The following is a 23,971-nucleotide window of genomic DNA, read 5'->3' on the forward strand; positions in this document are numbered from 1 at the left end:
TGGGCGCATGACCCTGCCGGGAGTCATCCGGGCACCCCGCGGTGCCTTCTGTCCGCCACGGACAACGACACGGCCCCAGCACTCCCGATCGGAGCATGACCGGCGCCCGCACCCGCCTCTAGCCTGCAGAAACAGAAGCGTCCGAAACACCCCCAGGAGCCCCGCATGTCCGACATCCCGCAGGAGCGCCGCCTCGTCACCGCCATCCCCGGCCCGAAGTCGGCCGAGCTGCAGGCCCGCCGTGTCGCGGCGGTCGCCGCGGGTGTGGGGTCCACGCTGCCGGTCTTCGCCGCTCGGGCGGGCGGCGGAATCATCGAGGACGTGGACGGCAACCGGCTGATCGACTTCGGTTCCGGTATCGCCGTGACCACGGTGGGCGCCTCCGCCGAAGCAGTCGTACGCCGTGCGTCGGCGCAGCTCGCCGACTTCACCCACACCTGTTTCATGGTCACGCCGTACGAGGGGTACGTCGAGGTCTGTGAGCAGCTCGCCGAGCTGACACCCGGCGACCACGCGAAGAAGTCTGCGCTGTTCAACTCGGGCGCCGAGGCCGTCGAGAACGCGGTGAAGATCGCCCGTTCCTACACCGGGCGCACCGCGGTCGTCGTCTTCGACCACGGCTACCACGGCCGCACCAACCTCACGATGGGCATGACGGCGAAGAACATGCCGTACAAGCAGGGCTTCGGCCCGTTCGCGCCCGAGGTGTACCGCGTGCCGGTGGCGTACGGCTACCGCTGGCCGACCGGCGCCGAGAACGCGGGGGCCGAGGCGTCCGCGCAGGCCATCGACCAGATCACCAAGCAGATCGGCGCGGAGAACGTCGCCGCGGTCATCATCGAGCCGGTGCTCGGCGAGGGCGGCTTCATCGAACCGGCCAAGGGCTTCCTGCCGGCCATCGCGCGGTTCGCGAAGGAGAACGGCATCGTCTTCGTCGCGGACGAGATCCAGTCCGGCTTCTGCCGCACGGGGCAGTGGTTCGCCTGCGAGGACGAGGGCATCGTGCCCGACCTGATCACCACGGCCAAGGGCATCGCCGGCGGACTCCCGCTCTCCGCGGTGACGGGCCGCGCCGAGATCATGGACGCCGCGCACGCCGGCGGACTCGGCGGGACGTACGGCGGGAACCCGGTGGCCTGCGCGGGTGCGCTCGGCGCCATCGAGACGATGCGCGAGCTGGACCTGAACGGGAAGGCGAAGCGGATCGAGGAGGTCATGAAGGGCCGCCTCGCCGAGATGCGGTCGAAGCTCCCGAACGGCGGGGCCATCGGGGACATCCGCGGCCGGGGCGCCATGATCGCGATCGAGCTGGTGAAGCCGGGCACCAAGGAGCCCGACGCCGCCACCGCCGGGGCGCTGGCCAAGGCCTGTCACGCCGAGGGCCTGCTGGTGCTGACCTGCGGCACCTACGGCAACGTCCTGCGCTTCCTGCCGCCGCTCGTCATCGGCGACGACCTGCTGAACGAGGGCCTGGACATCATCGAGCAGGCGTTCGCGCGGCTCTGAGGCGTACGGATGACCTGGGCGTCGGCAGCGTCGCCGTGGCCGTCGTCGACGGCGAGAACCGGCGCCCGGGTGGAGGCGTGTGAAGAGAGTGTGGGAGGGCCATGGGGGGATACCGTTGCCACTTCCGGTGCCTCCTTCCTCTGACGTACGGTCTTCCCAGATGAGAGAAACCCCCCGCCCGCAGGAGACTGCGGGTGATGCCGGGACGGGGCTCCCCCAGCTTCGTACCGGCCGTGCCATCGCGCACAACGCTGGAGCTTCGGGCTCCGGGACTCCTCACCGATCGGATGGCCGCTCGCCCCACACCCCCCGGGGCGCGCGGCAAACCGATCCGACCGGCCACCTCGGAACAATCCCCCCTGTTCCCCGGTGGCCGGTTCTTCTCGTTCCCACGGCCTGTGCGCTGCTGGTACTTCTCCTCGTGATCACCTGGCAGGTGCTGGCCGACGGGCCGCTGCTCGGCCCCGACGAGCGCCTCGGCCTGGAGCTGGCGGGCAGCGGACCCACCCGGCTCGCGGAGCTGTTCGCCGATCTCGGCAACATGCAGGTCGCCGTTCCCGTGCTGGCGTGCGCGGTCGTCGTCGCCTGGTTCCGTCGCGCCGGACGTGCGGCGGTGTACGCGGTGGCTGCCATGGCCGCGGTACCGGCACTCGTCGTCCCGCTGAAGCTGTGGACGGACCGCCAGGGACCGCTGACCGAGGCGACGGGCTACTACCCGTCGGGGCACACGACCACGGCGATGGTGGCGTACGGGGCTGCCGCCCTGCTCCTGGCCCGGTGTCCGAAGCGGTCACGGGTGCGCTCATGGGTGACGCCCGCCGCCGCCGTCCTGCTGACGGCGGCGACGAGCGTCGGTCTGTTGCTGCGCGGCTACCACTGGCCGCTGGACGTGGTAGCCGGCTGGTGCGTCGGCGGTCTCGTGCTGCTCGCCCTGTGGGCGGCCGTGACGAGCGCTCAGCGCCCGAAGTAGGCGTCGAAGTTCTTCGAGAACTCCCAGTCGGAGAACCGGTCCCAGTTGATGGACCAGGTCATCAGACCGCGCAGCTCCGGCCAGGTGCCGTGGGTCTCGTACGAGCCGCAGTCGGTCTTCTTCGTCAGGCAGTTCAGCGCCTTGGTGACCTCGGCGGGCGGGGTGTGGCCGTTGCCCGCCTGGGTGGAGGCCGGCAGGCCGAAGGCGACCTGCTCGGGACGCAGCGCCGGGAAGACCTGGGTCTCGTCACCCGCAACGGGGAAGCCGGTGAGCAGCATGTCGGTCATGGCGATGTGGAAGTCGGCGCCGCCCATCGAGTGGTACTGGCCGTCCAGGCCCATGATCGAGCCCGAGTTGTAGTCCTGGACGTGCAGCAGGGTGAGGTCGTCGCGCAGGGCGTGGATGACGGGCAGATAGGCGCCGGCGCGCGGGTCCTGGCCGCCCCAGGGGCCCGCTCCGTAGTACTGGTGGCCGAGCTGCACGAAGAAGGTCTCGGGGGCCATGGTGAGGACGAAGTCGTCGCCGTACTTGGCCTTGAGGGACTTCACCGCGGAGATGAGGTTGACGATGACGGGGGTCGTCGGGTTGCGGAAGTCGGTGTCGTCCGTGTCGAGCGAGAGCGAGTGGCCCTCGAAGTCGATGTCGAGGCCGTCGAGTCCGTAGGTGTCGATGATCTCGCTGACGGAGGAGACGAAGGCGTCGCGTGCCTCGGCCGACGCGAGCTGCACCTGGCCCTTCTCGCCGCCGATCGAGATCAGCACCTTCTTCCCCGCGGCCTGCTTCTCCTTGATGGCGGCCTTGAACTCCTCCTCGCTCTCCACGTCGGGGCACTCGGCCACGGGGCAGAGGGAGAAGCGGATGTCGCCGGAGGTGACGGACGTCGGTTCGCCGAAGGCGAGGTCGATGACGTCCCAGGAGTCGGGGACGTCCGCCATCCGTGTGTAGCCGGAGCCGTTGGCGAAGCTGGAGTGCAGATAGCCGACGAGGGCGTGGTCGGGGAGCCCCGCGTCCGCGGCGTCCGTGGCCACCGTTGCGGCGGTGGCCGTGGTGTCGCCGGCCAGGGCCGCCGGTGCCGTCGCGGTCAGAGCGCCGGCGGCGAGCAGGGCGGCCGTGAGGACGGCCAGGGGACCCGACAAGCGGGCGGTCGGTCCGGTGCGCGATCCGGTACGTTCCACAACAGCCTCCGTGCAGGGGGGAATTGAACGGTGCGCACAACATGGTCCAGACCAATCGGGTTGTCAAGACCTCTGGCGGCACCTCACCCCCGGCCACCACGTGCGCCCCGGGCCGCCGCCGCCTCGTGCAGGGCGAGCTCCAGGACGCTCGCGTCGGTGAGCGTGCCCGAACCGTCCGGCGGGATCAGCCATCGCACTGCGCCCACGGTGCTGCCCGGCAGCGGGACGACGATCCACGCCCCCTCGCCGACGCCGCGGATTCCTGTCCCGATCCAGCGGGCCGCTGTGCCCGGGGGCACGAAGAACCCCATCCGGGAGTCACCGAAGTCCGCGAGAACGGGCCCCGGCCTGTCGAGCAGCCGGGTCAGCACATCGAGTGCGGTATAGCCGAGATCCCCCGGAACGATCAGCACGTCCCAGCGTTTTCCGGCGGGCAGGAGCGCCATCCCCTGCGGATCGCGCTCCCATTCCCTCCGGCAGGCCCTGGGATCCGGTGCCACCGATACGAGCCAAGCGACCGCGGCCTTTGCCCCCGTGCCGGTCATGGGCTGCCTCCCCCTCCTGGGCACCGGCAGGGGGTCCTGCCGGTGCGTGTACGGGAGAGAGCGGGCGGGCCGCGCATCATGACGCGGGTTCCGTCACCGATCGATGGTGAGCTGGGTCACCCGGGCTCAGCGCTGCGGCCGGCTCAGCTGTCGAAGCCGAGCCCCAGCCGGTCCATGGTCCGCAGCCACAGATCGCGGTGGCCTCCATGGCTGTCCGCCCGCGCCATGGACCTTTTGGTGAGCTCGATCCCGGTCCAGGCGAACGGCTCGGGCGGAAAGGGCACCGGCTTGGAGCGGACCATCCGCAGAGCGGTCCGCCCGGTCTCCCGGCCCGAGAGCAGGTCGAGCATGACCTCGGCCCCGAAGCGGGTGGCCCCGACGCCCAGACCCGTGTATCCGGCGGCGTACGCGACCCGGCCGCGGTGGGCCGTACCGAAGAACGCGGAGAAACGGGAGCAGGTGTCGATCGCCCCGCCCCAGGCGTGGCTGAAACGCACACCGGAGAGCTGGGGAAAGCACGTGAAGAAATGGCGGGCGAGCTTCAGAAAGGTCTCGGGACGCTGGTCGAGCGAGGAATTCAGCCGGCCTCCGTACGGATAGACGGCGTCATATCCGCCCCACAGGATCCGGTTGTCGGCGGAGAGCCGGAAATAGTGGAACTGGTTGGCGCTGTCCCCCAGTCCCTGACGGTTGTGCCAGCCGATCGAGGCGAGCTGATCCGCGCCCAGGGGCTCCGTCATCAGCGCGTAGTCGTACACCGGGACCGTGTACGGGCGCACCCGCCGCACCAGCGAGGGGAAGACGTTCGTGCCGAGGGCGACGTCACGGGCGAACACCCTGCCGTACGGGGTGCGCACGGCCATTCCGGCGCCCGACCGGGCGAGTTCGAGGCCGCGGGTGTGCTCGTGGATCCGTACGCCGAGGCCGGCGCAGGCCTCTTTCAGGCCCCAGGCGAGCTTCGCCGGATGCAGCATGGCGACGCCGTGCCGGTCCAGCAGCCCGCCCAGGAATGTCGGTGAGTCGACTTCGGCGCGCACCTGCTCCCGGTCGAGGAGCTCCGTCCCCCCGAGGCCGAGCTCCTCGGTCCTGCGCTGCCACTCCCGCAGCTCTTCGAGCTGGTGGGGCTGGGTGGCCACATCGATCTCGCCGGTGCGCTCGAAGTCGCAGTCGATGGCGTAGCGGGTGACGGCGGCCTCGATGGCATCGAGGTTGCGCGCGCCCAGCTCCTCCAGCTTCCCGATCTCGTCCGGCCAGCGCTCAAGCCCGTTGGCCAGGCCGTGGGTGAGCGAGGCCGCGCAGAATCCGCCGTTGCGCCCCGACGCGGCCCAGCCCACCTCGTCGCCCTCGATGAGCACGACATCGCGCCCCGGGTCACGCTCCTTGGCGATCAGCGCGGTCCACAGTCCGCTGTAGCCGCCGCCGACGACCAGGAGGTCACAGTGCTCGTCGCCGGTCAGCGCGGGGCGGGCACCCGGCCTTCCCGGATCGTCGAGCCAGTAGGACAGGGGGCGCGCCTCGGAGAGTGACTGTGCGGCGGTACGCATGGCATCCGGTGCCATGGTTTCCAACTCCTTCGGTTCATCGATGTCCCGCGTTGCTCCTGCGCCGGTTGGCGATGAGCTGTCCGGCGAGAACCACCGTCACGGCGATGACGAACATGGCCGTGCCGATGACGTTGATCTGCACAGGTGTTCCACGCTGCGCCGATCCCCATACGAACATGGGGAACGTCACCGTGGAGCCCGCGTTGAAATTGGTGATGATGAAATCGTCGAAGGAGAGCGCGAAGGCGAGCAGCGCTCCCGCGGCGATTCCCGGGGCGGCGATCGGGAGGGTCACCCGGACGAAGGTCTGCACCGGGCCCGCGTACAGATCGCGGGCGGCCTCCTCCAGCCTCGGGTCCATCGACATCACGCGCGCCTTGACGGCGGTCACCACGAAGCTGAGGCAGAACATGATGTGGGCGATCAGGATGGTCCAGAAGCCGAGCTCGGCGCCCATGTTGAGGAAGAGTGTGAGCAGCGAGGCCGCCATGACGACCTCGGGCATCGCCATCGGGAGGAAGATCAGCGAGTTGATCGCCCCTCGGGCCCTGAAGCGGTAACGGACCAGCGCGAAGGCGATCATCGTGCCGAGCACGGTCGCGCCGACGGTCGCCCAGACCGCGATCCGCAGCGAGAGGGAGAGCGAGCCGCAGAGGTCGGCGACGCCGCAGGGGTCCTTCCAGGCGTCCAGGGAGAACTCCTGCCAGGCGTAGTTGAAGCGTCCCCTGGGCCGGTTGAAGGAGAAGACCATCACCACGACGTTCGGCAGGATCAGGTAGGCGAGGGTCCCCAGGCCCGCGATCACCACCAGGTTCCGGCGGAGCATACGCAGTACGGACATCAGACCAGGTCCTCCGTCCCGGAGCGGCGGATGTAGACGGTGACCACGAGCAGGACGACCGCCATGAGGATGAACGAGAGCGCGGCGGCCGTCGGGTAGTCCAGGACCCGCAGGAACTGGGTCTGGATGACGCTGCCGACCATCTTGGTGTCGGTGGAGCCGAGGAGTTCCGCGTTGACGTAGTCGCCGCTGGCCGGGATGAAGGTCAGCAGGGTGCCGGAGACGACGCCCGGCATGGACAGCGGCAGCGTCACCTTGCGGAAGGTGGTGGCGGGGGTGGCGTACAGATCGCCCGCGGCCTCGTGCAGCCGGCCGTCGATGCGTTCCAGCGAGGTGTAGAGCGGAAGGATCATGAACGGCAGGAAGTTGTACGTCAGACCGCAGACGACGGCCATCGGTGTGGCCAGGATGCGGTTGTTCTCGGTCCAGCCGAGCCAGGCGGTGACGTCCAGGACATGCAGGGTGTTCAGCGCGTCGACGACCGCGCCGCCGTCCGCGAGGATCGTCTTCCAGGCCAGCGTCCTGATCAGGAAGCTGGTGAAGAACGGCGCGATGACCAGCACGAGCACCAGATTGCGCCAGCGGCCCGCCTTGAAGGCGATGAGATACGCGAGCGGGTAGCCGAGCAGCAGGCACAGGAGGGTGGCGGTGCCCGCGTACAGCAGGGACCTGATGAACTGCGGGTAGTAGTCGGCGAAGGCGTCCCAGTACGTCCGGAAGTGCCAGGTGACCTCGAAGCCCTTCTCCAGGGATCCGGTCTGTACGGAGGTCGACGCCTGGTAGACCATCGGCAGCGCGAAGAAGACGACCAGCCACAGGATGCCGGGGAGCAGCAGCCAGTAGGGCACGAGCCGCCTGCGGACTGAGGGCTTACGGATCTCGGCTTCGGCGGGGTGCGCCGGCGGCGCGTCGGTGACGCTCACGCCGCCTCCTCCTGGCCGTCCGCCCCCGCGGCCGAGGCCACACCCGCGTCGATGGACTGGGCGGCGTCGAGTCCGAAGGTGTGCTCGGGGTTCCAGTGCAGGACGACATCGGCGCCGGGCACGAGCCGGCCGTCGCGTTCGATGTTCTGCTCGTAGACCTGGAGCGCGGTGCCCGCCGGGCTCTCGACGACGTACTGCGTGGAGACGCCGATGAAGCTGGAGTCGGTGATGCGTCCTGTGACCCGGTTGCGGCCGCCCGGTATCGCCGCCGCGTCGTCGCTGTGCGCGAGGGAGATCTTCTCGGGCCGGACGCCCACGAGCAGCTTCCCGCCGCCCCGGGCAGGGGAGGGACATCGCCCGCCGGGCAGCCTGAGCTTCCCGCCGCCGGCCGCGACGACGACATCCGTGCCGGCGCCCGTGCCCGCCCCCGAGGGGACGACCTCCCCCTCGATGAGGTTGGAGGTGCCGAGGAAGTTCGCCACGAAGGTGGTCGCCGGGTTCTCGTAGAGGTCGGCGGGCGCGCCGAGTTGTTCGACCCTGCCGCCGTTCATCACCGCGACGGTGTCGGCCATGGTCATGGCCTCCTCCTGGTCGTGGGTGACATGGACGAAGGTGATGCCGACCTCGGTCTGGATCCGCTTGAGTTCGAGCTGCATCTGGCGGCGCAGCTTGAGGTCGAGGGCGCCCAGGGGCTCGTCGAGCAGCAGGACCTGCGGGTGGTTGATGAGCGCGCGTGCCACGGCGACACGCTGCTGCTGGCCGCCGGAGAGCTGGTGCGGCTTGCGCCGGGCGAAGTCGCCGAGCTGGACGAGGTCCAGCATCTCGCCGACCTGCTTCGTCACGGACTTGATGCCGCGGCGGCGGAGCCCGAAGGCGATGTTCTCGGTGACGTCGAGGTGCGGGAAGAGCGCGTAGCTCTGGAAGACGGTGTTGACGGGCCGTTTGTACGGGGGCAGGCCCGTGATGTCACGGCCGCCGAGCGAGACGGTGCCGGTGGTGGCGTCCTCCAGGCCCGCGATCATGCGCAGGGTGGTGGTCTTGCCGCAGCCGGACGCGCCGAGCAGGGCGAAGAAGGAGCCCCGGGGGACGGTCAGATCGAGGGGGTGCACTGCGGTGAAGGAGCCGTAGGTCTTGCTGATCCCGGTGAGACGGACATCGCCGCCCTCTGTCTGCTGCTGTGTCATGGGTCGCGGTCCCAGGGGTGTCGGGGGTGATCTGGAGAGGAGGGCCTTCCGCGTCCTGCGTGCGGGTCAGGCGCCGATGAGCTTGGCGAACTTCGCCTCGTACGCCGTCTCTTCGTCGGGGCTGAGGGAGCGGAAGGCCCGCGACTTCGCGACCATCGCCCTGTCGGGGAGGATCAGCGTGTTCGACGCCATCGACGCGTCGATCTTCGCCAGTTCGCCGGCGACCCCGTCCACCGGGCAGACGTAGTTGATGTAGGCGGCCAGCTCGGCCGCGACCGGGGGCTCGTAGTAGTAGTCCATGAGCTTCTCGGCGTTCGCCCTGTGCCGTGCTCCGGCCGGGACCAGCATGTTGTCGCTCGAGGTGATGTAACCGGCGGAGGGGATCGAGAACTTGATCGCCGGATTGTCGTTCTGGAGCTGGATGATGTCGCCCGCCCAGGCCACACAGGCCGCGATGTCCCCCTTGCTCAGGTCCGCGGTGTAGTCGTTGCCGGTGAAGCGGCGTATCTGCTGGGTGGCGACGCCCTTCTGCATCCGTCCGACGGCCGCGTCGAAGTCGGCGTCGGTGAAGGACCCGGGGTCCTTGCCCATGTCGAGGAGCGTCATACCGACCGAGTCGCGCATCTCGGAGAGGAAGGAGACCTTCCCCTTGAGCTTCGGGTCGTCGAGGAGCTGGGTGACGGAGTCGACCTTCCGGCCGCCGGTCGCCTTCTCGTTGTAGGCGATGATGGTCGGGATGCCGCTCCACGGATAGGAGTAGGCCCGTCCGGGGTCCCAGTCGGGCCTGCGGAACTGGGCCGACAGATTCGCGAAGGCGTGCGGGAGGTTGGTGGGGTCGAGCTTCTGCGCCCAGCCGAGCCGGATGATGCGTGCGGCCAGCCAGTCCGTCACGATGACGAGGTCGCGGCCGGTGTCCTGGCCCGCGGCGAGCTGTGGCTTGACCTTCCCGAAGAACTCGACGTTGTCGTTGATGTCCTCGGTGTACTTGACCGTGATCCCGGTGCGTTTCGTGAACGCCTCCAGGGTGGGGCGGCTCTTCCCGTCGTCGCCGACGTCCATGTACTCGGTCCAGTTGGAGAAGCTGATCCGCTTCTCCTGCGCCGAGTGGTCGTCGGAGGCCGCCGCGGCGTCCCCTTCCCGCTGGGCGGGCGGGATACCGCAGGCGCTCAGCGCCCCGAGGCCGCCGAGCGCGAGGGATCCCGTGCCCGACGCCCTCAGAAGCGAACGGCGGGTGAGCGCACCCCTGCCGTTGGTGAGGCTGCGCCTCATGGCGGCCAGCTGCGGCGCGGAGAGGCGCTCGGGCTCGTACTGCTCCATACGCATGTGCCCTTCCGGGTGGGTGGGGCCGCCGGCCGGCGGCCCGCTGCTATCGGTCCCCGAAGACGGTGCGGTGCCAGTCCTTCCTCGCCACCGCGGTGTTGTCGTACATGACGTGCTTGACCTGTGTGTACTCCTCGAAGGAGTACGACGACATGTCCTTGCCGAAGCCGCTGGCCCGGTATCCGCCGTGCGGCATCTCGCTGATGATCGGGATGTGGTCGTTGATCCACACGCAGCCCGCCCTGAGTTCACGGGTGGCGCGGTTGGCCCGGTACAGACCGGTGCTCCACGCGGAGGCGGCCAGTCCGTACGGGGTGTCGTTGGCGAGACGGATTCCCTCGTCGTCGGTGTCGAAGGGCAGCACGACCAGGACGGGGCCGAAGATCTCGGTGCTGACGATCTCGCTGTCCTGGGCGGCGCCGGTGATCAGGGTCGGCCGGTAGTAGGCGCCGTCGGCGAGTGCGCCGCCGGGGGCCTCGCCGCCGGTGACGACCGTGGCGTGGGCGCGGGCCCGGTCGACGATCGCGGCGACCCGTTCGCGCTGCTGACGGCTGACCAGCGGGCCGAGGTCCGTCCAGGGGGCGAAGGGGTCACCGAGCCTGACGCTCTCCATCAGGGCGGCGACCCCGCTCACGAACGCGTCGAAGAGGGGGCGCTGGACGTAGGCACGGGTGGCGGCCGTGCAGTCCTGGCCGGTGTTGATGAGCGCTCCCGCGACCGCCCCGTGGATCGCGGCCTCCGGATCGGCGTCGTCGAACACGAGGAAGGGGGCCTTGCCGCCGAGCTCCAGGTGCAGGCGCTTGACGGTCGATGTGGCGAGCGCGGCGACCCGCTTGCCGACGGCGGTCGATCCGGTGAAGGAGGTCATCACGACGTCGGGGTGGCTCACGAGGTGCTCGCCCGCGTCCTGCCCCGCCCCGGAGACGATGTTGACGACGCCGTCGGGGATGCCGGCCTCCGTGGCCGCCTGCGCGAACATCAGCGAGGTCAGCGGGGTGATCTCGGCGGGCTTCAGCACGATGGTGTTGCCCGCGGCGACGGCCGGGAGGATCTTCCAGGCGGCCATCTGGAGCGGGTAGTTCCAGGGGGCGACCGAGCCGATGACGCCGAGTGCCTCACGGCGCACGTAGGAGGTGTGGTCGCCGCTGTACTCTCCGGCCGACTTCCCTTCCAGCTGACGGGCGGCGCCCGCGAAGAAGGAGACGTTGTCGATGGTGCCCGGGACGTCGAACCCGGTGGTGAGCTTGAGGGGCTTTCCGCACTGCAGGGATTCGGCGTACGCGAGGTCGTCGGCCCGGCCCGCGAGTACGGCGGCGAAGCGGTGCAGGGCGTCGGACCGTTCGGCCGGGGTCAGTCCCGACCAGCCGGGGAACGCCTCCCGGGCGGCGGCCACGGCGGCGTCGACGTCGTCGGTGCCCGCGCGTTCGTAGCGGTGGACCGTGCGGCCCGTCGCCGGGTCCACCACGTCTTGGTGCAGTCCCGAGGTGCCGGGGCACAGCCGTCCGCCGATGTACTGCGCGCCTCCGGCGAAGCGGTCCTGCAGCTGGAATCCGTTGCCCATGACGTACTCCTCCGCTGCCCCGTGTCCTGGGGCGGCGTAGCCACTTCTGGAATTGAAGGCCGATCCTGACAGAGGACACCGCCACCAACAAGGGATTCCGTTGTTTCCTTTTGGTTACGCGACGGAATCTGTCGACGGAGTGTCTCGTGGTGACGGAAAACCCTGTACCGGCTGTCAGTGGCGGATGCCAGACTCGGCTGCCATGGGACAGGAGCACATGGAAGCCCTGCGGGCACGCGCGGCCCGTGGGGAAAGGGTGAAGTACCTACCGTTCTGGGGGCATCGGCCCCGCCGCGACGGCAGGCTCGGGGAGAGCTGCCTCAGTCAGTGGTGGCCCGCGCCGTTCACGGTCGGATCGGTGAGGTACGCATCGGCCGAGCACTGGATGATGGCCGGCAAGGCGCGGCTCTTCGGGGACGCCGAGGCGGAGGCAGCGGCCGTGGCGGCGGGCAGTCCGGCGGCGGCGAAGAGGGTGGGCCGGCAGGTCAGGGGCTTCGACGACGCCGTGTGGGCGCGGGAGCGGTTCGGTCTGGTCGTCGAGGGCAGCGTGCACAAGTTCGGTCAGGACCCGGCGCTGCGGACGTATCTGCTGGGTACGGGTGAGCGCGTGCTCGTCGAGGCCAGCCCGGTGGACCGGATATGGGGCATCGGACTCGCCAAGGACGATCCGCGGACCGCGAATCCCGCGTCCTGGCGGGGGCTGAATCTGCTGGGCTTCGCGCTCATGGAGGCGCGTACACGGCTGCGCGCGGGGTGACACGGCCCGCGGCCGGGCCCGGGGCACGCTTCCCCCGGCCCGTCCACGGGCGTTCGTCCACCGCGGTTCAGCGGGAGGTGCCGACGACCAGTGATGTGGAGTACGGGTCGTTGTAGTCGTAGCGACTGCTCGAATCGTCGTTGGCGACGGCCCAGATCAGGAATCCCAGGAAGATCGCGCTGATGACGATCGAGATCGATCCCAGGATGATCCCGGAGAGCGCCATGCCCGGGTTGGTCGCCTCGCCGCGCCTGGCGCGGCCCCGGCCGACGATGCCGAAGATCAGGGCGAGGATGCCCAGGATGATGCCGAAGCCCCACATGCAGAAGCCGGCCACCGCGATGATCCCGAGGACCATCGCCGTGATCCCCAGCCCGTTCGCCGGTGCCGGGCCCCAAGGCTGCTGGCCGCCGTAGCCCGGGTATCCCGGGTAGCCGTAGGACGCCGACGGCGCGGCGGGTGCCGCCGGGTAGCCGTACGGCGCCGACGGCGCGGCGGGCGGGGTCGGATAGCCGTACTGCCCCTGCTGTCCGGGGCCGTTCGGGCCGACCGGCGGCGCCGGTACCGGGGGTTCCTGCGGGCCGAAGGACCCGGCGGGTCCTGGTATCGGCCCGGTGCCCCCGTCGGCGCTCGGCATGGATGTGACCGTGGGCTGGTTGTGCACGGCCGGCGGAGCCGCGTCGGCGGGCTTCTTGCCGAGGTCGGCCCTGGTGTCCGGCGGAGCCCAAGGGTCGCGCCGCGCGTCCTCGCCCCCGGGCTGCTGTGTGTTGTCTGACATGGGCCTCCCCCATCGTGGTCCCGCCATGCTACGGCCCGGCACCCGACGTCAGAGCCCCCGCCTACGATGATCGGTGCAGCCGGTGACACCCGGCCGAGAACAGAGATCCGGGAGTATCCGATGAACGATCCGCGCCCCTTCATCGCGGGGCTGCCCAAGGCCGAGCTCCACGTCCACCACGTCGGGTCGGCCTCACCGCGCATCGTGGCCGAACTGGCCGCCCATCACCCCGACTCCAAGGTCCCCACGGACCCGGAGGCACTGTCGGACTTCTTCACCTTCACCGACTTCGGGCACTTCATCGACGTCTATCTCTCGGTGGTGGACCTGGTCCGCACCCCCGAGGACGTGCGGCTGCTGACCTTCGAGGTCGCCCGGGACATGGCACGGCAGAACATCCGGTACGCGGAGCTGACCGTCACCCCGTTCAGCTCGACCCGCCGCGGCATCCCGGAGCAGGGCTTCATGGAAGCCATAGAGGACGCCCGCAAGGCGGCGGAGGCCGAGCTCGGCACCGTCCTGCGCTGGTGCTTCGACATCCCGGGCGAGGCCGGCCTGGAGGCCGCCGAGGAGACGACCCGGCTCGCGGTCGACCTGCGGCCCGAGGGCCTGGTCTCCTTCGGCCTGGGCGGGCCCGAGGTCGGGGTGGACCGCCCGCAGTTCAAGCCCTACTTCGACCGCGCGATCGCCGAGGGCCTGCACTCCGTCCCGCACGCCGGGGAGACCACCGGCCCCGGGACCGTCTGGGACGCGCTCACCGCGCTGCGTGCGGAGCGCATCGGCCACGGCACCAGCTCCACCCAGGATCCGAAGCTGCTGGACCATCTCGCCGAGCACCGCATCGCGCTGGAGGTCTGCCCCACGTCGAACATCGCCACCCGGGCGGTCGCGGACATCGAGCGCCACCCGATAAGGGAGATGGTCGAGGCAGGCGTCCTGGTCACGGTCAACAGCGACGACCCGCCCATGTTCGGCACCGACCTCAACAACGAGTACGCGGTGGCGGCCCGGCTGCTGGGCCTGGACGAGCGTGGAGTGGCCGGTCTGGCGAAGAACGCCGTGGAGGCCTCCTTCCTCGACCCGGCGGGCAAGCGGAAGCTGGCCGCCGAGATCGACACGTACACGACGAACTGGCTGGAGGCTCCCGGCCGGTGACTCCGACGGTCACAATGGCCTCATGACCATCACTGTCACCGCCGTGGCGCACCGCGGCGACCCGTACCGCGCCCGCGAGAACACCCTTCCCTCGATCCGGTCCGCCGTGGACCGGGGGGCGGACGCGGTCGAGATGGATGTCCGTCTCACCCGGGACAGGGTGCCCGTGCTGCTCCACGACTCCACGCTGGAACGCCTGTGGGGCCACGACGTACGCATCGACCGGCTGGACCACCGGGAGCTGCTGGAGCGGACCGGCGGCGGGGTGCCGACCCTGCGTGACGCGCTGTCCGCCGCCGGCGACCGGCGGGTCATGGTCGATCTGCCCGGCGCGAGCGACACCTGCGTACGGGAGACCGTCGGGGTGGTGCGGGAGTGCGGGGCGGGCGAGCGGGTGTACTACTGCGCCGACACGCACGCGATGCTGAAGGTACGCGCGGCCGATCCCTCCGCCGAGATCGCGCTGACCTGGACGACGCTCGCGCCCCCGCGCCCGGTGCTGCTCGAAGCGGTGCGTCCGCGCTGGCTGAACTACCGCTTCGGGCTGCTGAGCCGTGAGCTGGCCGACCGTGTCCACTCCGACGGGCTGCTGGTGTCCGCCTGGACGGCGGACACCCGGCGCACCATGCGCCGGCTCCTCGCCTGCGGCACCGACTCGATCACCACCAACCGGATCGACGCGCTCCGGGCCCAGTTGGCCAACTCCTCACCCGTGGGCGCCCGTTGATCCTTCCGGCATCATGGGCGGTCCGTACCGTCCGTGATCCCAGGAGCAGACGTGACCGAGCCCGGTCCCCGTACCGCACCCGCCCGTGTCCGTGCCGACATCGCCCACAACGCCCGGGTGTGGAACTACTGGCTGGGCGGCGGCGACCACTACCCCGTCGACCGTGTGGTGGGCGACCGGGTCACCGGCATGTATCCGAGCATCGGCGAAGTGGCACGTGCCGACCGGGCGTTCCTGGGCCGGGTGGTGCGTCATCTGGCCGGTGACGCGGGCATCGGCCAGTTCCTGGACATAGGCACCGGACTGCCGACCGCGGAGAACACCCACGAGGTCGCCCAGCACACCGCGCCCGACGCGCGGGTCGTCTACGTCGACAACGACCCGATCGTCCTGGCCCACGCCCGCTCCCTGCTCAGCAGCTCGCCCGAGGGCGCGACCGAGTACATCGAGGCCGACGCCCGCGATCCCGAGCGGATCCTGCGCGCGGCCGGAAGGACCCTGGACCTGGAGCGCCCGGTCGCGGTGATGATGCTGGGCATCCTCAACTTCGTCCTGGACACGGACGAGGCGCGGGGCATCGTGACGCGGCTGATGGACGCCCTGCCGTCCGGCAGCCATCTGGTGCTCACGCATCCCACCCTTGAACTGGGCGGCGAGGGCAACGAGGCCGCGATGCGCTTCTGGAACGAGAACGCCACCCCGCCGATCACCGCGCGCAGCCGTTCCGAGGTCGCTTCGCTCCTCGACGGGCTGGTCGTCCTGGAGCCCGGCATCGTGTCCTGCTCCCGCTGGCGGGCGGGCGCGGCGGCGAGCAGGACGCCCGAGGTGGCCCAGTTCGGGGCGGTGGGCCGCAAGCGCTGAGGAGCGAACGTGAGGGCCGCCCGGATCCGGGACACGGATCCGGGCGGCCCGGTGGAGCGGCGGCCCGGTGGAAGCGGGCTCCTCCGTCCCTACTCGTTGATCACGAACTGTGAACCGGGCTCGACGAGGACGTCCCCGTCACGCGAGCCGCTGATCGTCACATCGGTGAGCGTCGCACTGCCCCGCGCGCCGCCCATGGCGAGGATGCCGGACCCGTTGGGCGACCCGGAGATCGTCACATTGCTGATGTCGACGTCCGGCATCTCACCCCCGCCGGTCTTGAACTGGATGCCGTCGTACGTGGAGTCCTGGATGTCGGTGTCACGGATCGTGACGCCGGGGATGTCGGAGCCCTGCGCGAACAGGGTGATCGCGCCGAACTCCTGGTCCTCGTTCCAGAACGCCCCGCCGGTGCGGGACAGCCCGTTGTTCGCGATCAGCGTCTCCCCGGAGAAGGGCACCGGGTCGTGGTCGGTGGCCAGCATGATGCCGGGGTAGTTCATGGTGTCGGACACCAGGTTGTTCTCGATCTTGTTGCCGTAACCGCCGTACACCGCGATGCCGTTGGCCCGCCAGGGCAGCTGGATCGTGTTGTTGCTGAAGGTGTTGTCGTGGCCGACGTCCACCGCGGGGTCCTTGACGTACTTGCTGGCCCACACCGCCAGCGAGTCGTCCCCTGTGTTGCGGAAGGACGAGTCGGTGACGGAGGAGTTGCGGGTGCCGTTGGTGAAGTTGATGCCGTCCGCGTAGGTGTTGCGGATGCGCATCCCGCTGAATTCGAGTCCGTCACCGGGTCCCCACAGCTCCGGGATGTTGCTGTAGTCGCGGCCGACCCAGGTGCCGACGTTGGCGTGCTCGATCCAGACGTTGCTGATCCTGGTGTTCTCGCCGAAGCGGCCGTTGAGACCGACGCCGCCCTCGGCGTTCCCGTCGCCGCCCCTGATGGTGCCGGAGCCGAAGATCGCGATGTCCGAGATCTGGGTGTTGTCGTCGATGTCGAAGCCGAAGTTGCCCTCGTGCGGGTGGTTGATGCCGCCCGCGTCCTGCGGCGGGGTCAGGGAGTACAGCTGCGAGTGCCACATACCGGCGCCGCGGATCGTGACATCGCTGATCCCGACCTGGTTGTACTCCCCGCGGTCCTGCGGGTCGTCGGTGAGGATCTTCTGCTCCTGGCGCCACTGCCCGGCCGGGATCCACACACAGTCGATCTCGCCGTTCTGATCGGCGGTGACGGCCTCCTGGATCGCGTCCGTGTCGTCCTTCCCGTCGTCGGGGACGGCGCCGTACTCGGTGATCGAGGTGCACGCGTCGGGCTTGCTCGCCGGCGGCGCGACCTGCTCCAGGTCGACCAGGTCGACGACGTAGTACGCGGCGTCGTCATCGGCGTCCTGCTGGAGCCGGAAGGTGGTGCCCTCGGGGTAGGTCTCGTCGAGCAGTGCGTGCGACTCGTCGAACAGCCGTCGCGCGTCACCGCCGGGGGTGTTCGTCAGGCCTTCCGGATCGTCCGTGCTGCCGTAGAGCCAGCTGTGCTTGGACGACAGGTCCAGCTTCTGCACGAAGGTGCCGTCGGCGTAGAGGCTCAGCGTCTTCTCCTGGCCGCCTCCGCCCGGTGCGTCGGGTATGGAGTTGCGGACGACGATGGAGTTGGTGGAGACGGTCGAGGTGAACTCCACGTACTGGCCGGTGGAATCGAGGCGTACCGACGTGCGGCCCGAGGACTCGGTGGCGAAGTTGGTGTGCCCGAAGGTGCGTGTGGCGTCGGACTCCAGCAGGGTGCCGTCGTAGGTGCCGTCCTCCGCCTCGTACTCGGTGTACGGGGTCGCGGCGCCCCGGTCGGCCGCTGCGACGGATGTTTCGGGTACCGCCGGTGCGGCGTGTGCGGCGGTCGGCAGCAGCCAGGCGGCCGTCAGTGCGGCGCCGAGCGTGACGGCGATGCCCCGCCTGCTCCGGTCTCTCCTTGTCACGGTGTTCCTCTCGGTGTGGGGTGCGTACGGTCGCTGTCAGTTCCCGCTGTTCTTCGGCTCGGGCCAGGCCTCGCAGTCGTCCCAGGTGCTGTCCCAGCCGGAGTTGCCGCCGCCGTCGGTGAGCGTGAAAGTGCCCGAGCCCTCGGGGAAGGGGCAGTTGTAGACACCGGACGCACCGACCTCGGTGGCGGTGACGTTCGACACCGCCACCTCGCCGGGTGTCTCGGCCTGCACGACGACCGTGCCGACCCCGTCGACCGCGGCCCCGTCGACGGTGACGTTCTTGACGGCCTGGCCGGTGCCACCGCCCGAGACGAACTCGAAGACGCTGTAGGGGCTGTCCTTGACGGTGGTGTCGGTGATCTCCACGTTCGCCTCGATGGCACTGTCGTACGCGTCCACGCGCAGCGCGCCCATCGGGTGGTCCCAGTTGGGGTTGATCGCCCCGGTGCGTACGAGGGTGTTCCCGGACACCGTGATGGTGCCGGCGAGCGGGAAGAACGGGTCGGCGAACTTCTGGTTGGAGATCGCGATGCCGCTGCCGAGTGCGTTGGTGTCGCTGATCAGGTTGTCCTTGACGGTGATGTCGGTGCCGCCGTAGATCGCGATGCCGTTCGCCAGGTTGGGCTGGGAGATGGTGTTGTTAGCGAAGGTGGAGTCGGTGTCGGCGGCGTTCAGCGACCACATGGCGAGTGAGTCGTCGCCCTGGTTGCGCAGGAAGTTGTTACGCACCTGCACGCCCTTGGCGCTGCCGTTGAGGTTCAGGCCGTCCGCCGTGGTGTCGAGGATCCGGTTGTTCTCGACGATCAGGTTGTCGTTGTTGCCGGTCAGCCAGAGGCCGACCTTGAGGTGCTGCAACCACATGCCGCTGACCTGGGAGTCCGGGCCGAGCGATCCGTTGACGAAGTTGTCCGGGTTGCTGTCGACGCGCTCGGTGACCTCGCCGATGACCGCGAAGTCCTTGATGACGGCCTTGCCCGCGGTGCCGGTCTGGTTGATGAAGCGCGAGGCGTGCACGACCGAGTGCCAGCTGCCCGCGCCCTGGATCGTCACGTTCTCGACGCCGCTGAGCTCCGAGTTCACGGCGAAGTCGCCTGCCGGGATCCACACCGTGCCGCCGGTGGCCTTGGCCTCGGTGATCGCGTCGCGGAAGGCCTGCGTGGAGTCCTGCTGTCCGGTGGGGTCGGCGCCCTTGTCGACGACGGAGACCGCGCCCGACGGTGCGGTGGCGGGCGCGTCGACCTGTTCGAAGTCGGCGACGTCGACGGTGACCTCGGTGGAGGCGGCCTCCAGCTTCACCGTGTCGCCCGCGGCCAGGTCCTGGCCGAGGAGGAGACGTGCGTTGTCGAAGAGGTGATGGGTCTCGGCTCCGGCGATCCAGGGGGTGTCGACGTAGCTGTACTGGGAGGTGACGGCCAGGGACGCGTCGATCTTCGTGCCGTTGACGTAGACGGCGAGTGAACCGCTCTGCCCGTCGGGCACGTTGTAGGCGACGTTCACGGCGTTGGCCGCCGCGTCGAGGGTGAACTCCACGCTCTGCCCGCTGTCCAGGCGCACCGCCTGGCGGCCCGACGCCTCGGAGGCGAGGGTGCCCTGGGTGTGGTCGGGGCCGATCTTCTGTCCTGTGGTGGAGGCGGACTCCGCCTCGGTGGAGGTGAAGGGAAGCGTGGCTCCCGCGGCGTCGGCCCGCGTGGCCTGCTGGGGCTGTTGGGTCTGCTGGGTCTGCTGGGTCTGCTGGGTCTGCTGCGTCTGCTGAGCGGAGGCCTGACCGGTGACGCCGACGACCGTGCCCACGAGGGCGACCGCGACGGCAAGGATGTACGAACTGCGCGTGGCAGATGACGTGCGCATGACACTCCAGTTCTTGTAGGACCGCGCTTCCCGGTGGGGGAGGTGGGGGGAAAGAGGAAGCGCTGACACTGAAGCATCGCGCACACATGAACACAAGATGTCGCGCGAATAATGCAAATCTTTGACAGCCGCGCGAAACAATCAAGTGGTAGGCAGCCGGGGGCCGGGTGGGGCGGATGTGCCGGGCGAAAGCCCTGGCCATCGGCGTCAGGGGCGGTGCCTCACAGGCCGACGACGGAGTTCCACTTCTTGGCGAACCCGGTGCGCTCGTCGGCGCTGATGTCGCGGGCGATCGCCAGCCGCTTGCCCATGGCGTCGTCCGGGAAGATCAGCGGGTCGTCGGCCGTCGCCGGTGTCGATGTAGAGCGGCCAGTTGGCGAAGTGCAGGGAGCGCTCGCTGTCCGAGCGGTCGGGGCCCGAGCGGTCCCCGGGCCGCACATAGGCGGCGGGGACACCGCAGCCGGCCAGGGCGGCACCGGCCGCTCCCGCACCGAGGGCGCGTAGCAGGGAACGACGGGACATGAGGTGGTCCTGAATCGAGCGCACCCGCGCAGGATGCCGCTCCGCCACGTCGGCGGACAATGGACCAACCGTCCGGCGCGGGCGCCCAGGCCCGCACACCATGTCGCGCACGGCGCCCGGGGACGCGGGACGGCCCCGGGGCTCGAAATTCGCCCGAGCTCCCGGGGCCGTGGTGATCGCTGTGCTCGGGTCAGTCGTCGAGCGAGGTCATGACGTGCTTGATCCGGGTGTAGTCCTCGAAGCCGTACGCGGAGAGGTCCTTGCCGTAGCCGGACTTCTTGAACCCGCCGTGCGGCATCTCGGCGACGAGCGGAATGTGGGTGTTGATCCACACACAGCCGAAGTCGAGCTTCTTGGACATCCGCATCGCGCGGGAGTGGTTCTTGGTCCACACCGAGGAGGCCAGGGCGTACTCGACACCGTTGGCGTACTCGACGGCCTGAGCCTCGTCCGTGAAGGGCTGGACGGTGATGACGGGCCCGAAGACCTCGTGCTGGATGATCTCGTCGTCCTGCCGCAGCCCCGACACGACGGTGGGTGCGTAGAAGTAGCCCTTGTCGCCGACCCGGTGACCGCCGGCCTCGACCTTGGCGTGCGCGGGGAGCCGCTCGATGAAGCCGCTGACCTGCGCCAGCTGGGCGGCGTTGTTGAGCGGGCCGTACAGCACGTCCTCGTCGTCCGGCAGACCGGTCTTCGTGTCGGCCGCCGCCTTGGCGAGCGCGGTGACGAACTCGTCGTGGACGGACTCGTGGACCACCACACGGGTCGCGGCCGTGCAGTCCTGGCCCGCGTTGAAGTAACCCGCGACGGAGATGTCCTCGACGGCCTTGGCGATGTCGGCGTCCTCGAACACCACGACGGGGGCCTTGCCGCCCAGCTCCAGGTGGACCCGCTTGAGGTCCTTGGCCGCGGACGCGGCGACCTGTGTACCGGCCCGCACCGAGCCGGTGATGGAGGCCATCGCCGGGGTGGGGTGCTCGACCATCGCACGGCCGGTCTCGCGGTCGCCGCACAGGACGTTGAACACGCCCTTGGGCAGGATCTGCCCGATGATCTCGGCGATGAGCACGGTCGACGCCGGAGTGGTGTCGGACGGTTTGATGACGACGGTGTTGCCCGCGGCGAGCGCGGGGGCGAACTTCCACACGGCCATCATCAGCGGGTAGTTCCACGGCGCGACCTGGGCGCAGACGCCCACCGGCTCGCGGCGGACGATGGAGGTGAGGCCCTCCATGTACTCCCCGGCCGAGCGGCCTTCGAGCAGCCGGGCGGCACCCGCGAAGAAGCGGATCTGGTCGACCGCGGGCGGGATCTCCTCGGTACGGGTGAGCCCCAGCGGCTTGCCGGTGTTCTCCGACTCCGCCGCGATCAGGTCCTCGGCCCGCTCCTCGAAGGCGTCCGCGATCTTCAGCAGTGCCTTCTGGCGCTCGGCGGGCGTGAGGTCACGCCAGCCGGGGAACGCGGCGGCCGCGGCCTCCATGGCGGCGTCGACATCGGCCTGCCCGGAGAGCGGGGAGGTCGCGTAGACCTCTTCCGTCACCGGGTTGACCACATCGATGGTCCGCCCGTCCGCGGCGTCCCGGAACTCTCCGTCGATGTAGTTGCGCAGACGGCGCACCTCGGTGGTCACAACCACCCCTCCTGTCAGCTGTCCGATGGGTGAGACACCCACACTAGCCCGTCGGGTGACGCTTTCGACATACCCACCCGCCGAGAACTTCGGATTCAGTGAGATCTAGGCTCTCAGACAACGAATTTCATCGATTCGGGCTTGCCAGACAGTCGAGGCGCGGTGCAGAGTGGGGGTGTGGCCAGTCGTAGCGCAGACTCCAGGAACGGGAACGGATCGGCACCAGCGGTCGATGCCGTCTCCCTCGCGATCATCGAGCAGCTCCAGGAGGACGGCCGCCGGCCGTACGCGGCGATCGGCAAGGCCGTCGGCCTTTCCGAAGCCGCTGTGCGCCAGCGGGTCCAGAAGCTGCTCGACCAGGGCGTGATGCAGATCGTCGCCGTCACCGACCCGCTCACCGTGGGACTGCGGCGCCAGGCGATGGTCGGCATCAATGTCGAGGGCGACCTCGACCCCGTGGCCGAGGCCCTGTCGGCCATGGACGAGTGCGAGTACGTGGTGATGACCGCGGGCTCCTTCGACCTCATGGTGGAGATCGTCTGCGAGGACGACGACCACCTGCTGGAGACGATCAACAAACGCATCCGGGCCATTCCCGGAGTGCGCTCCACCGAAAGCTTCGTCTACCTCAAGCTCAAGAAGCAGACCTACATGTGGGGAACCCGATAGCCGTGAGCAAGGACCTCAGCCGCACCGCGTACGACCACCTGTGGATGCACTTCACCCGCATGTCGGACTACGAGAACGCGCCCGTCCCCACCATCGTGCGTGGCGAGGGCACCTACATCTACGACGACCAGGGCAAGCGCTACCTCGACGGCCTCTCAGGACTGTTCGTCGTCAACGCCGGACACGGCCGTCACGAGCTGGCCGAAACGGCGTACAAGCAGGCGCAGCAGCTGGCGTTCTTCCCGGTGTGGTCCTACGCCCACCCCAACGCGGTCGAGCTCGCCGAGCGCCTCGCCCACCACGCTCCCGGCGACCTCAACAAGGTCTTCTTCACCACCGGCGGCGGCGAGGCCGTGGAGACGGCCTGGAAGCTGGCCAAGCAGTACTTCAAGCTCACGGGCAAGCCTACGAAGTACAAGGTCATCTCACGCGCCGTCGCCTACCACGGCACCCCCCAGGGCGCGCTGTCCATCACCGGCCTGCCGGGCCTCAAGGCGCCCTTCGAGCCGCTGGTCCCCGGTGCGCACAAGGTGCCGAACACCAACATCTACCGCGCCCCCCTCCATGGTGACGACCCCGAGGCCTTCGGCCGCTGGGCCGCCGACCAGATCGAGCAGGAGATCCTCTTCGAGGGCGCGGACACCGTCGCCGCGGTCTTCCTGGAGCCGGTGCAGAACGCCGGCGGCTGTTTCCCGCCGCCGCCCGGCTACTTCCAGCGCGTGCGCGAGATCTGCGACCGGCACGACGTGCTGCTCGTCTCCGACGAGGTCATCTGCGCGTTCGGCCGCCTCGGCACGATGTTCGCCTGCGACAAGTTCGGCTACGTACCGGACATGATCACCTGCGCCAAGGGCATGACATCGGGCTACTCCCCCATCGGCGCCTGTGTCGTCTCCGACCGGCTGGCCGCGCCGTTCTACGAGGGCGACAACACCTTCCTGCACGGCTACACCTTCGGCGGCCACCCGGTCTCCGCCGCGGTCGCTCTCGCCAACCTCGACATCTTCGAGCGCGAGGGCCTCAACCAGCACGTCCTGGACAACGAGAACGCGTTCCTGACGACGCTGCGGAAGCTGCACGACCTGCCGATCGTCGGCGACGTACGCGGCAACGGCTTCTTCTACGGCATCGAGCTGGTGAAGGACAAGGCCACCAAGGAGACCTTCACCGACGAGGAGACCGAGCGCGTCCTGTACGGCTTCCTCTCGGGGGCGCTGTACGAGAACGGCCTCTACTGCCGGGCCGACGACCGCGGCGACCCGGTCGTCCAGCTCGCGCCGCCGCTCATCTCCGACCAGTCGACCTTCGACGAGATCGAGGGCATCCTGCGCGGTGTCCTCACGGAGGCGTGGGCGAAGCTCTGACCGGAGCCCGCGACCACCGCCGGCAGGGTCAGCCAGTCATTTCATACGGCGCCGACGCGGCCCGGATGCACCCGTTCGAGTGAGAAGGGGGGCATCCGGGCCGCGTACTGTCCCGACACCCCGC

The 23,971-nt window shown here is 69.5% G+C and carries 19 protein-coding genes and 2 pseudogenes; 8 read left to right on the plus strand and 13 right to left on the minus strand.

Going from position 1 to position 23,971, the window contains the following annotated elements:
• Positions 1–165 precede the first annotated feature (165 nt).
• Positions 166–1,506, plus strand: a complete 1,341-nt coding sequence (gabT, locus tag OG623_RS08470) for a 4-aminobutyrate--2-oxoglutarate transaminase (protein WP_406145618.1) — start codon at positions 166–168, stop codon at positions 1,504–1,506.
• 421 nt (positions 1,507–1,927) lie between these two features.
• A complete protein-coding gene (locus tag OG623_RS08475) occupies positions 1,928–2,476 on the plus strand; it encodes a phosphatase PAP2 family protein (protein ID WP_406145620.1) in 549 nt (182 codons plus the stop codon).
• Here the strand turns inward: OG623_RS08475 and OG623_RS08480 are convergent.
• The 8 genes and pseudogenes from OG623_RS08480 to OG623_RS08515 all read right to left on the minus strand — a co-directional run.
• Positions 2,461–3,477: pseudogene (locus tag OG623_RS08480) on the minus strand (chitinase); the annotation flags it as partial. The gene OG623_RS08475 and the pseudogene OG623_RS08480 sit on opposite strands and share 16 nt — an antisense overlap.
• Before the next feature lie 257 nt (positions 3,478–3,734).
• Positions 3,735–4,196 (minus strand): hypothetical protein, encoded by a 462-nt coding sequence (locus OG623_RS08485; RefSeq protein WP_406145621.1) that lies wholly within the window; start codon positions 4,194–4,196, stop codon positions 3,735–3,737.
• Between the two features lie 143 nt (positions 4,197–4,339).
• On the minus strand, positions 4,340–5,755 hold the full coding sequence (locus tag OG623_RS08490) for an NAD(P)/FAD-dependent oxidoreductase (protein ID WP_406145623.1): 1,416 nt from the start codon (positions 5,753–5,755) through the stop codon (positions 4,340–4,342).
• Positions 5,756–5,774: 19 nt separating this feature from the next.
• Positions 5,775–6,581 carry an ABC transporter permease gene (locus OG623_RS08495; RefSeq protein ID WP_406145624.1) on the minus strand — a complete coding sequence of 269 codons (807 nt, stop codon included), beginning with the start codon at positions 6,579–6,581 and terminating at the stop codon, positions 5,775–5,777.
• Positions 6,581–7,504, minus strand: a complete 924-nt coding sequence (locus OG623_RS08500) for an ABC transporter permease (protein ID WP_406145626.1) — start codon at positions 7,502–7,504, stop codon at positions 6,581–6,583. Before OG623_RS08500 ends, OG623_RS08495 begins: the two co-directional genes overlap by 1 nt.
• Positions 7,501–8,688 carry an ABC transporter ATP-binding protein gene (locus OG623_RS08505; RefSeq protein WP_406145627.1) on the minus strand — a complete coding sequence of 396 codons (1,188 nt, stop codon included), beginning with the start codon at positions 8,686–8,688 and terminating at the stop codon, positions 7,501–7,503. The genes OG623_RS08500 and OG623_RS08505 overlap by 4 nt, the downstream gene beginning before the upstream one ends.
• Positions 8,689–8,754: 66 nt before the next feature.
• On the minus strand, positions 8,755–10,005 hold the full coding sequence (locus OG623_RS08510) for a spermidine/putrescine ABC transporter substrate-binding protein (RefSeq protein WP_406151737.1): 1,251 nt from the start codon (positions 10,003–10,005) through the stop codon (positions 8,755–8,757).
• A gap of 49 nt (positions 10,006–10,054) precedes the next feature.
• The gene (locus OG623_RS08515; protein WP_406145629.1) at positions 10,055–11,569 is read right to left on the minus strand and encodes a gamma-aminobutyraldehyde dehydrogenase; all 1,515 of its coding nucleotides are present in this window, start codon (positions 11,567–11,569) and stop codon (positions 10,055–10,057) included.
• 217 nt (positions 11,570–11,786) lie between these two features.
• Between OG623_RS08515 and OG623_RS08520 the strand changes: the two genes are divergently transcribed.
• On the plus strand, positions 11,787–12,326 hold the full coding sequence (locus tag OG623_RS08520; RefSeq protein WP_406151739.1) for an NADAR family protein: 540 nt from the start codon (positions 11,787–11,789) through the stop codon (positions 12,324–12,326).
• A gap of 67 nt (positions 12,327–12,393) precedes the next feature.
• On the opposite strand, the gene OG623_RS08525 is transcribed toward OG623_RS08520, so the two are convergent.
• Entirely contained in the window at positions 12,394–13,104 is a 711-nt protein-coding gene (locus OG623_RS08525; protein WP_406145630.1) for a DUF4190 domain-containing protein, read from the minus strand.
• 120 nt (positions 13,105–13,224) lie between these two features.
• On the opposite strand from OG623_RS08525, the gene OG623_RS08530 reads away from it, so the two are divergent.
• From OG623_RS08530 to OG623_RS08540, 3 genes are read left to right on the plus strand one after another with little or no spacing between them, the layout of a single operon-like run.
• Positions 13,225–14,259 carry an adenosine deaminase gene (locus OG623_RS08530; RefSeq protein WP_406145632.1) on the plus strand — a complete coding sequence of 345 codons (1,035 nt, stop codon included), beginning with the start codon at positions 13,225–13,227 and terminating at the stop codon, positions 14,257–14,259.
• 22 nt (positions 14,260–14,281) lie between these two features.
• Positions 14,282–14,986 carry a glycerophosphodiester phosphodiesterase gene (locus OG623_RS08535; RefSeq protein ID WP_406145633.1) on the plus strand — a complete coding sequence of 235 codons (705 nt, stop codon included), beginning with the start codon at positions 14,282–14,284 and terminating at the stop codon, positions 14,984–14,986.
• A 51-nt stretch (positions 14,987–15,037) separates the two neighbouring features.
• Positions 15,038–15,847: an SAM-dependent methyltransferase gene (locus tag OG623_RS08540; protein ID WP_406145634.1), complete on the plus strand. Its 810-nt coding sequence runs from the start codon at positions 15,038–15,040 to the stop codon at positions 15,845–15,847.
• Between the two features lie 89 nt (positions 15,848–15,936).
• Here OG623_RS08540 and OG623_RS08545 read toward each other — a convergent pair whose 3' ends face one another.
• The 4 genes and pseudogenes from OG623_RS08545 to OG623_RS08560 all read right to left on the minus strand — a co-directional run bounded on the left by OG623_RS08545 (position 15,937) and on the right by OG623_RS08560 (position 21,814).
• Positions 15,937–17,811, minus strand: a complete 1,875-nt coding sequence (locus OG623_RS08545; protein ID WP_406145635.1) for a right-handed parallel beta-helix repeat-containing protein — start codon at positions 17,809–17,811, stop codon at positions 15,937–15,939.
• 36 nt (positions 17,812–17,847) lie between these two features.
• Positions 17,848–19,662: a glycosyl hydrolase family 28-related protein gene (locus tag OG623_RS08550; protein ID WP_406145636.1), complete on the minus strand. Its 1,815-nt coding sequence runs from the start codon at positions 19,660–19,662 to the stop codon at positions 17,848–17,850.
• Between the two features lie 345 nt (positions 19,663–20,007).
• A pseudogene (locus OG623_RS08555) lies at positions 20,008–20,184 on the minus strand (twin-arginine translocation signal domain-containing protein); the annotation flags it as partial.
• Positions 20,185–20,374: 190 nt separating this feature from the next.
• Positions 20,375–21,814, minus strand: coding sequence for a gamma-aminobutyraldehyde dehydrogenase (locus tag OG623_RS08560; protein ID WP_406145638.1), 1,440 nt, complete (start codon positions 21,812–21,814; stop codon positions 20,375–20,377).
• A gap of 177 nt (positions 21,815–21,991) precedes the next feature.
• On the opposite strand from OG623_RS08560, the gene OG623_RS08565 reads away from it, so the two are divergent.
• Complete coding sequence (locus tag OG623_RS08565; protein WP_406145639.1) at positions 21,992–22,483, plus strand: Lrp/AsnC family transcriptional regulator; 492 nt, start codon at positions 21,992–21,994, stop codon at positions 22,481–22,483.
• A complete protein-coding gene (locus tag OG623_RS08570; RefSeq protein WP_406145641.1) occupies positions 22,468–23,847 on the plus strand; it encodes an aspartate aminotransferase family protein in 1,380 nt (459 codons plus the stop codon). The genes OG623_RS08565 and OG623_RS08570 overlap by 16 nt, the downstream gene beginning before the upstream one ends.
• Positions 23,848–23,971: the final 124 nt, after the last annotated feature.

Origin of the sequence: Streptomyces sp. NBC_01012 (genome assembly GCF_045162755.1) — a bacterium.
Classification (GTDB): domain Bacteria; phylum Actinomycetota; class Actinomycetes; order Streptomycetales; family Streptomycetaceae; genus Streptomyces.

What these genes read in the sequence shown, in the direction of transcription:
- gabT (WP_406145618.1), top strand. Translation starts at nt 166, where the DNA reads ATGTCCGACATCCCGCAGGAGCGCCGCCTCGTCACCGCCATCCCCGGC.
- OG623_RS08485 (WP_406145621.1), bottom strand. Translation starts at nt 4,196, where the DNA reads ATGACCGGCACGGGGGCAAAGGCCGCGGTCGCTTGGCTCGTATCGGTG.
- OG623_RS08490 (WP_406145623.1), bottom strand. Translation starts at nt 5,755, where the DNA reads ATGGCACCGGATGCCATGCGTACCGCCGCACAGTCACTCTCCGAGGCG.
- OG623_RS08495 (WP_406145624.1), bottom strand. Translation starts at nt 6,581, where the DNA reads ATGTCCGTACTGCGTATGCTCCGCCGGAACCTGGTGGTGATCGCGGGC.
- OG623_RS08505 (WP_406145627.1), bottom strand. Translation starts at nt 8,688, where the DNA reads ATGACACAGCAGCAGACAGAGGGCGGCGATGTCCGTCTCACCGGGATC.
- OG623_RS08510 (WP_406151737.1), bottom strand. Translation starts at nt 10,005, where the DNA reads ATGGAGCAGTACGAGCCCGAGCGCCTCTCCGCGCCGCAGCTGGCCGCC.
- OG623_RS08515 (WP_406145629.1), bottom strand. Translation starts at nt 11,569, where the DNA reads ATGGGCAACGGATTCCAGCTGCAGGACCGCTTCGCCGGAGGCGCGCAG.
- OG623_RS08520 (WP_406151739.1), top strand. Translation starts at nt 11,787, where the DNA reads ATGGAAGCCCTGCGGGCACGCGCGGCCCGTGGGGAAAGGGTGAAGTAC.
- OG623_RS08525 (WP_406145630.1), bottom strand. Translation starts at nt 13,104, where the DNA reads ATGTCAGACAACACACAGCAGCCCGGGGGCGAGGACGCGCGGCGCGAC.
- OG623_RS08530 (WP_406145632.1), top strand. Translation starts at nt 13,225, where the DNA reads ATGAACGATCCGCGCCCCTTCATCGCGGGGCTGCCCAAGGCCGAGCTC.
- OG623_RS08535 (WP_406145633.1), top strand. Translation starts at nt 14,282, where the DNA reads ATGACCATCACTGTCACCGCCGTGGCGCACCGCGGCGACCCGTACCGC.
- OG623_RS08550 (WP_406145636.1), bottom strand. Translation starts at nt 19,662, where the DNA reads ATGCGCACGTCATCTGCCACGCGCAGTTCGTACATCCTTGCCGTCGCG.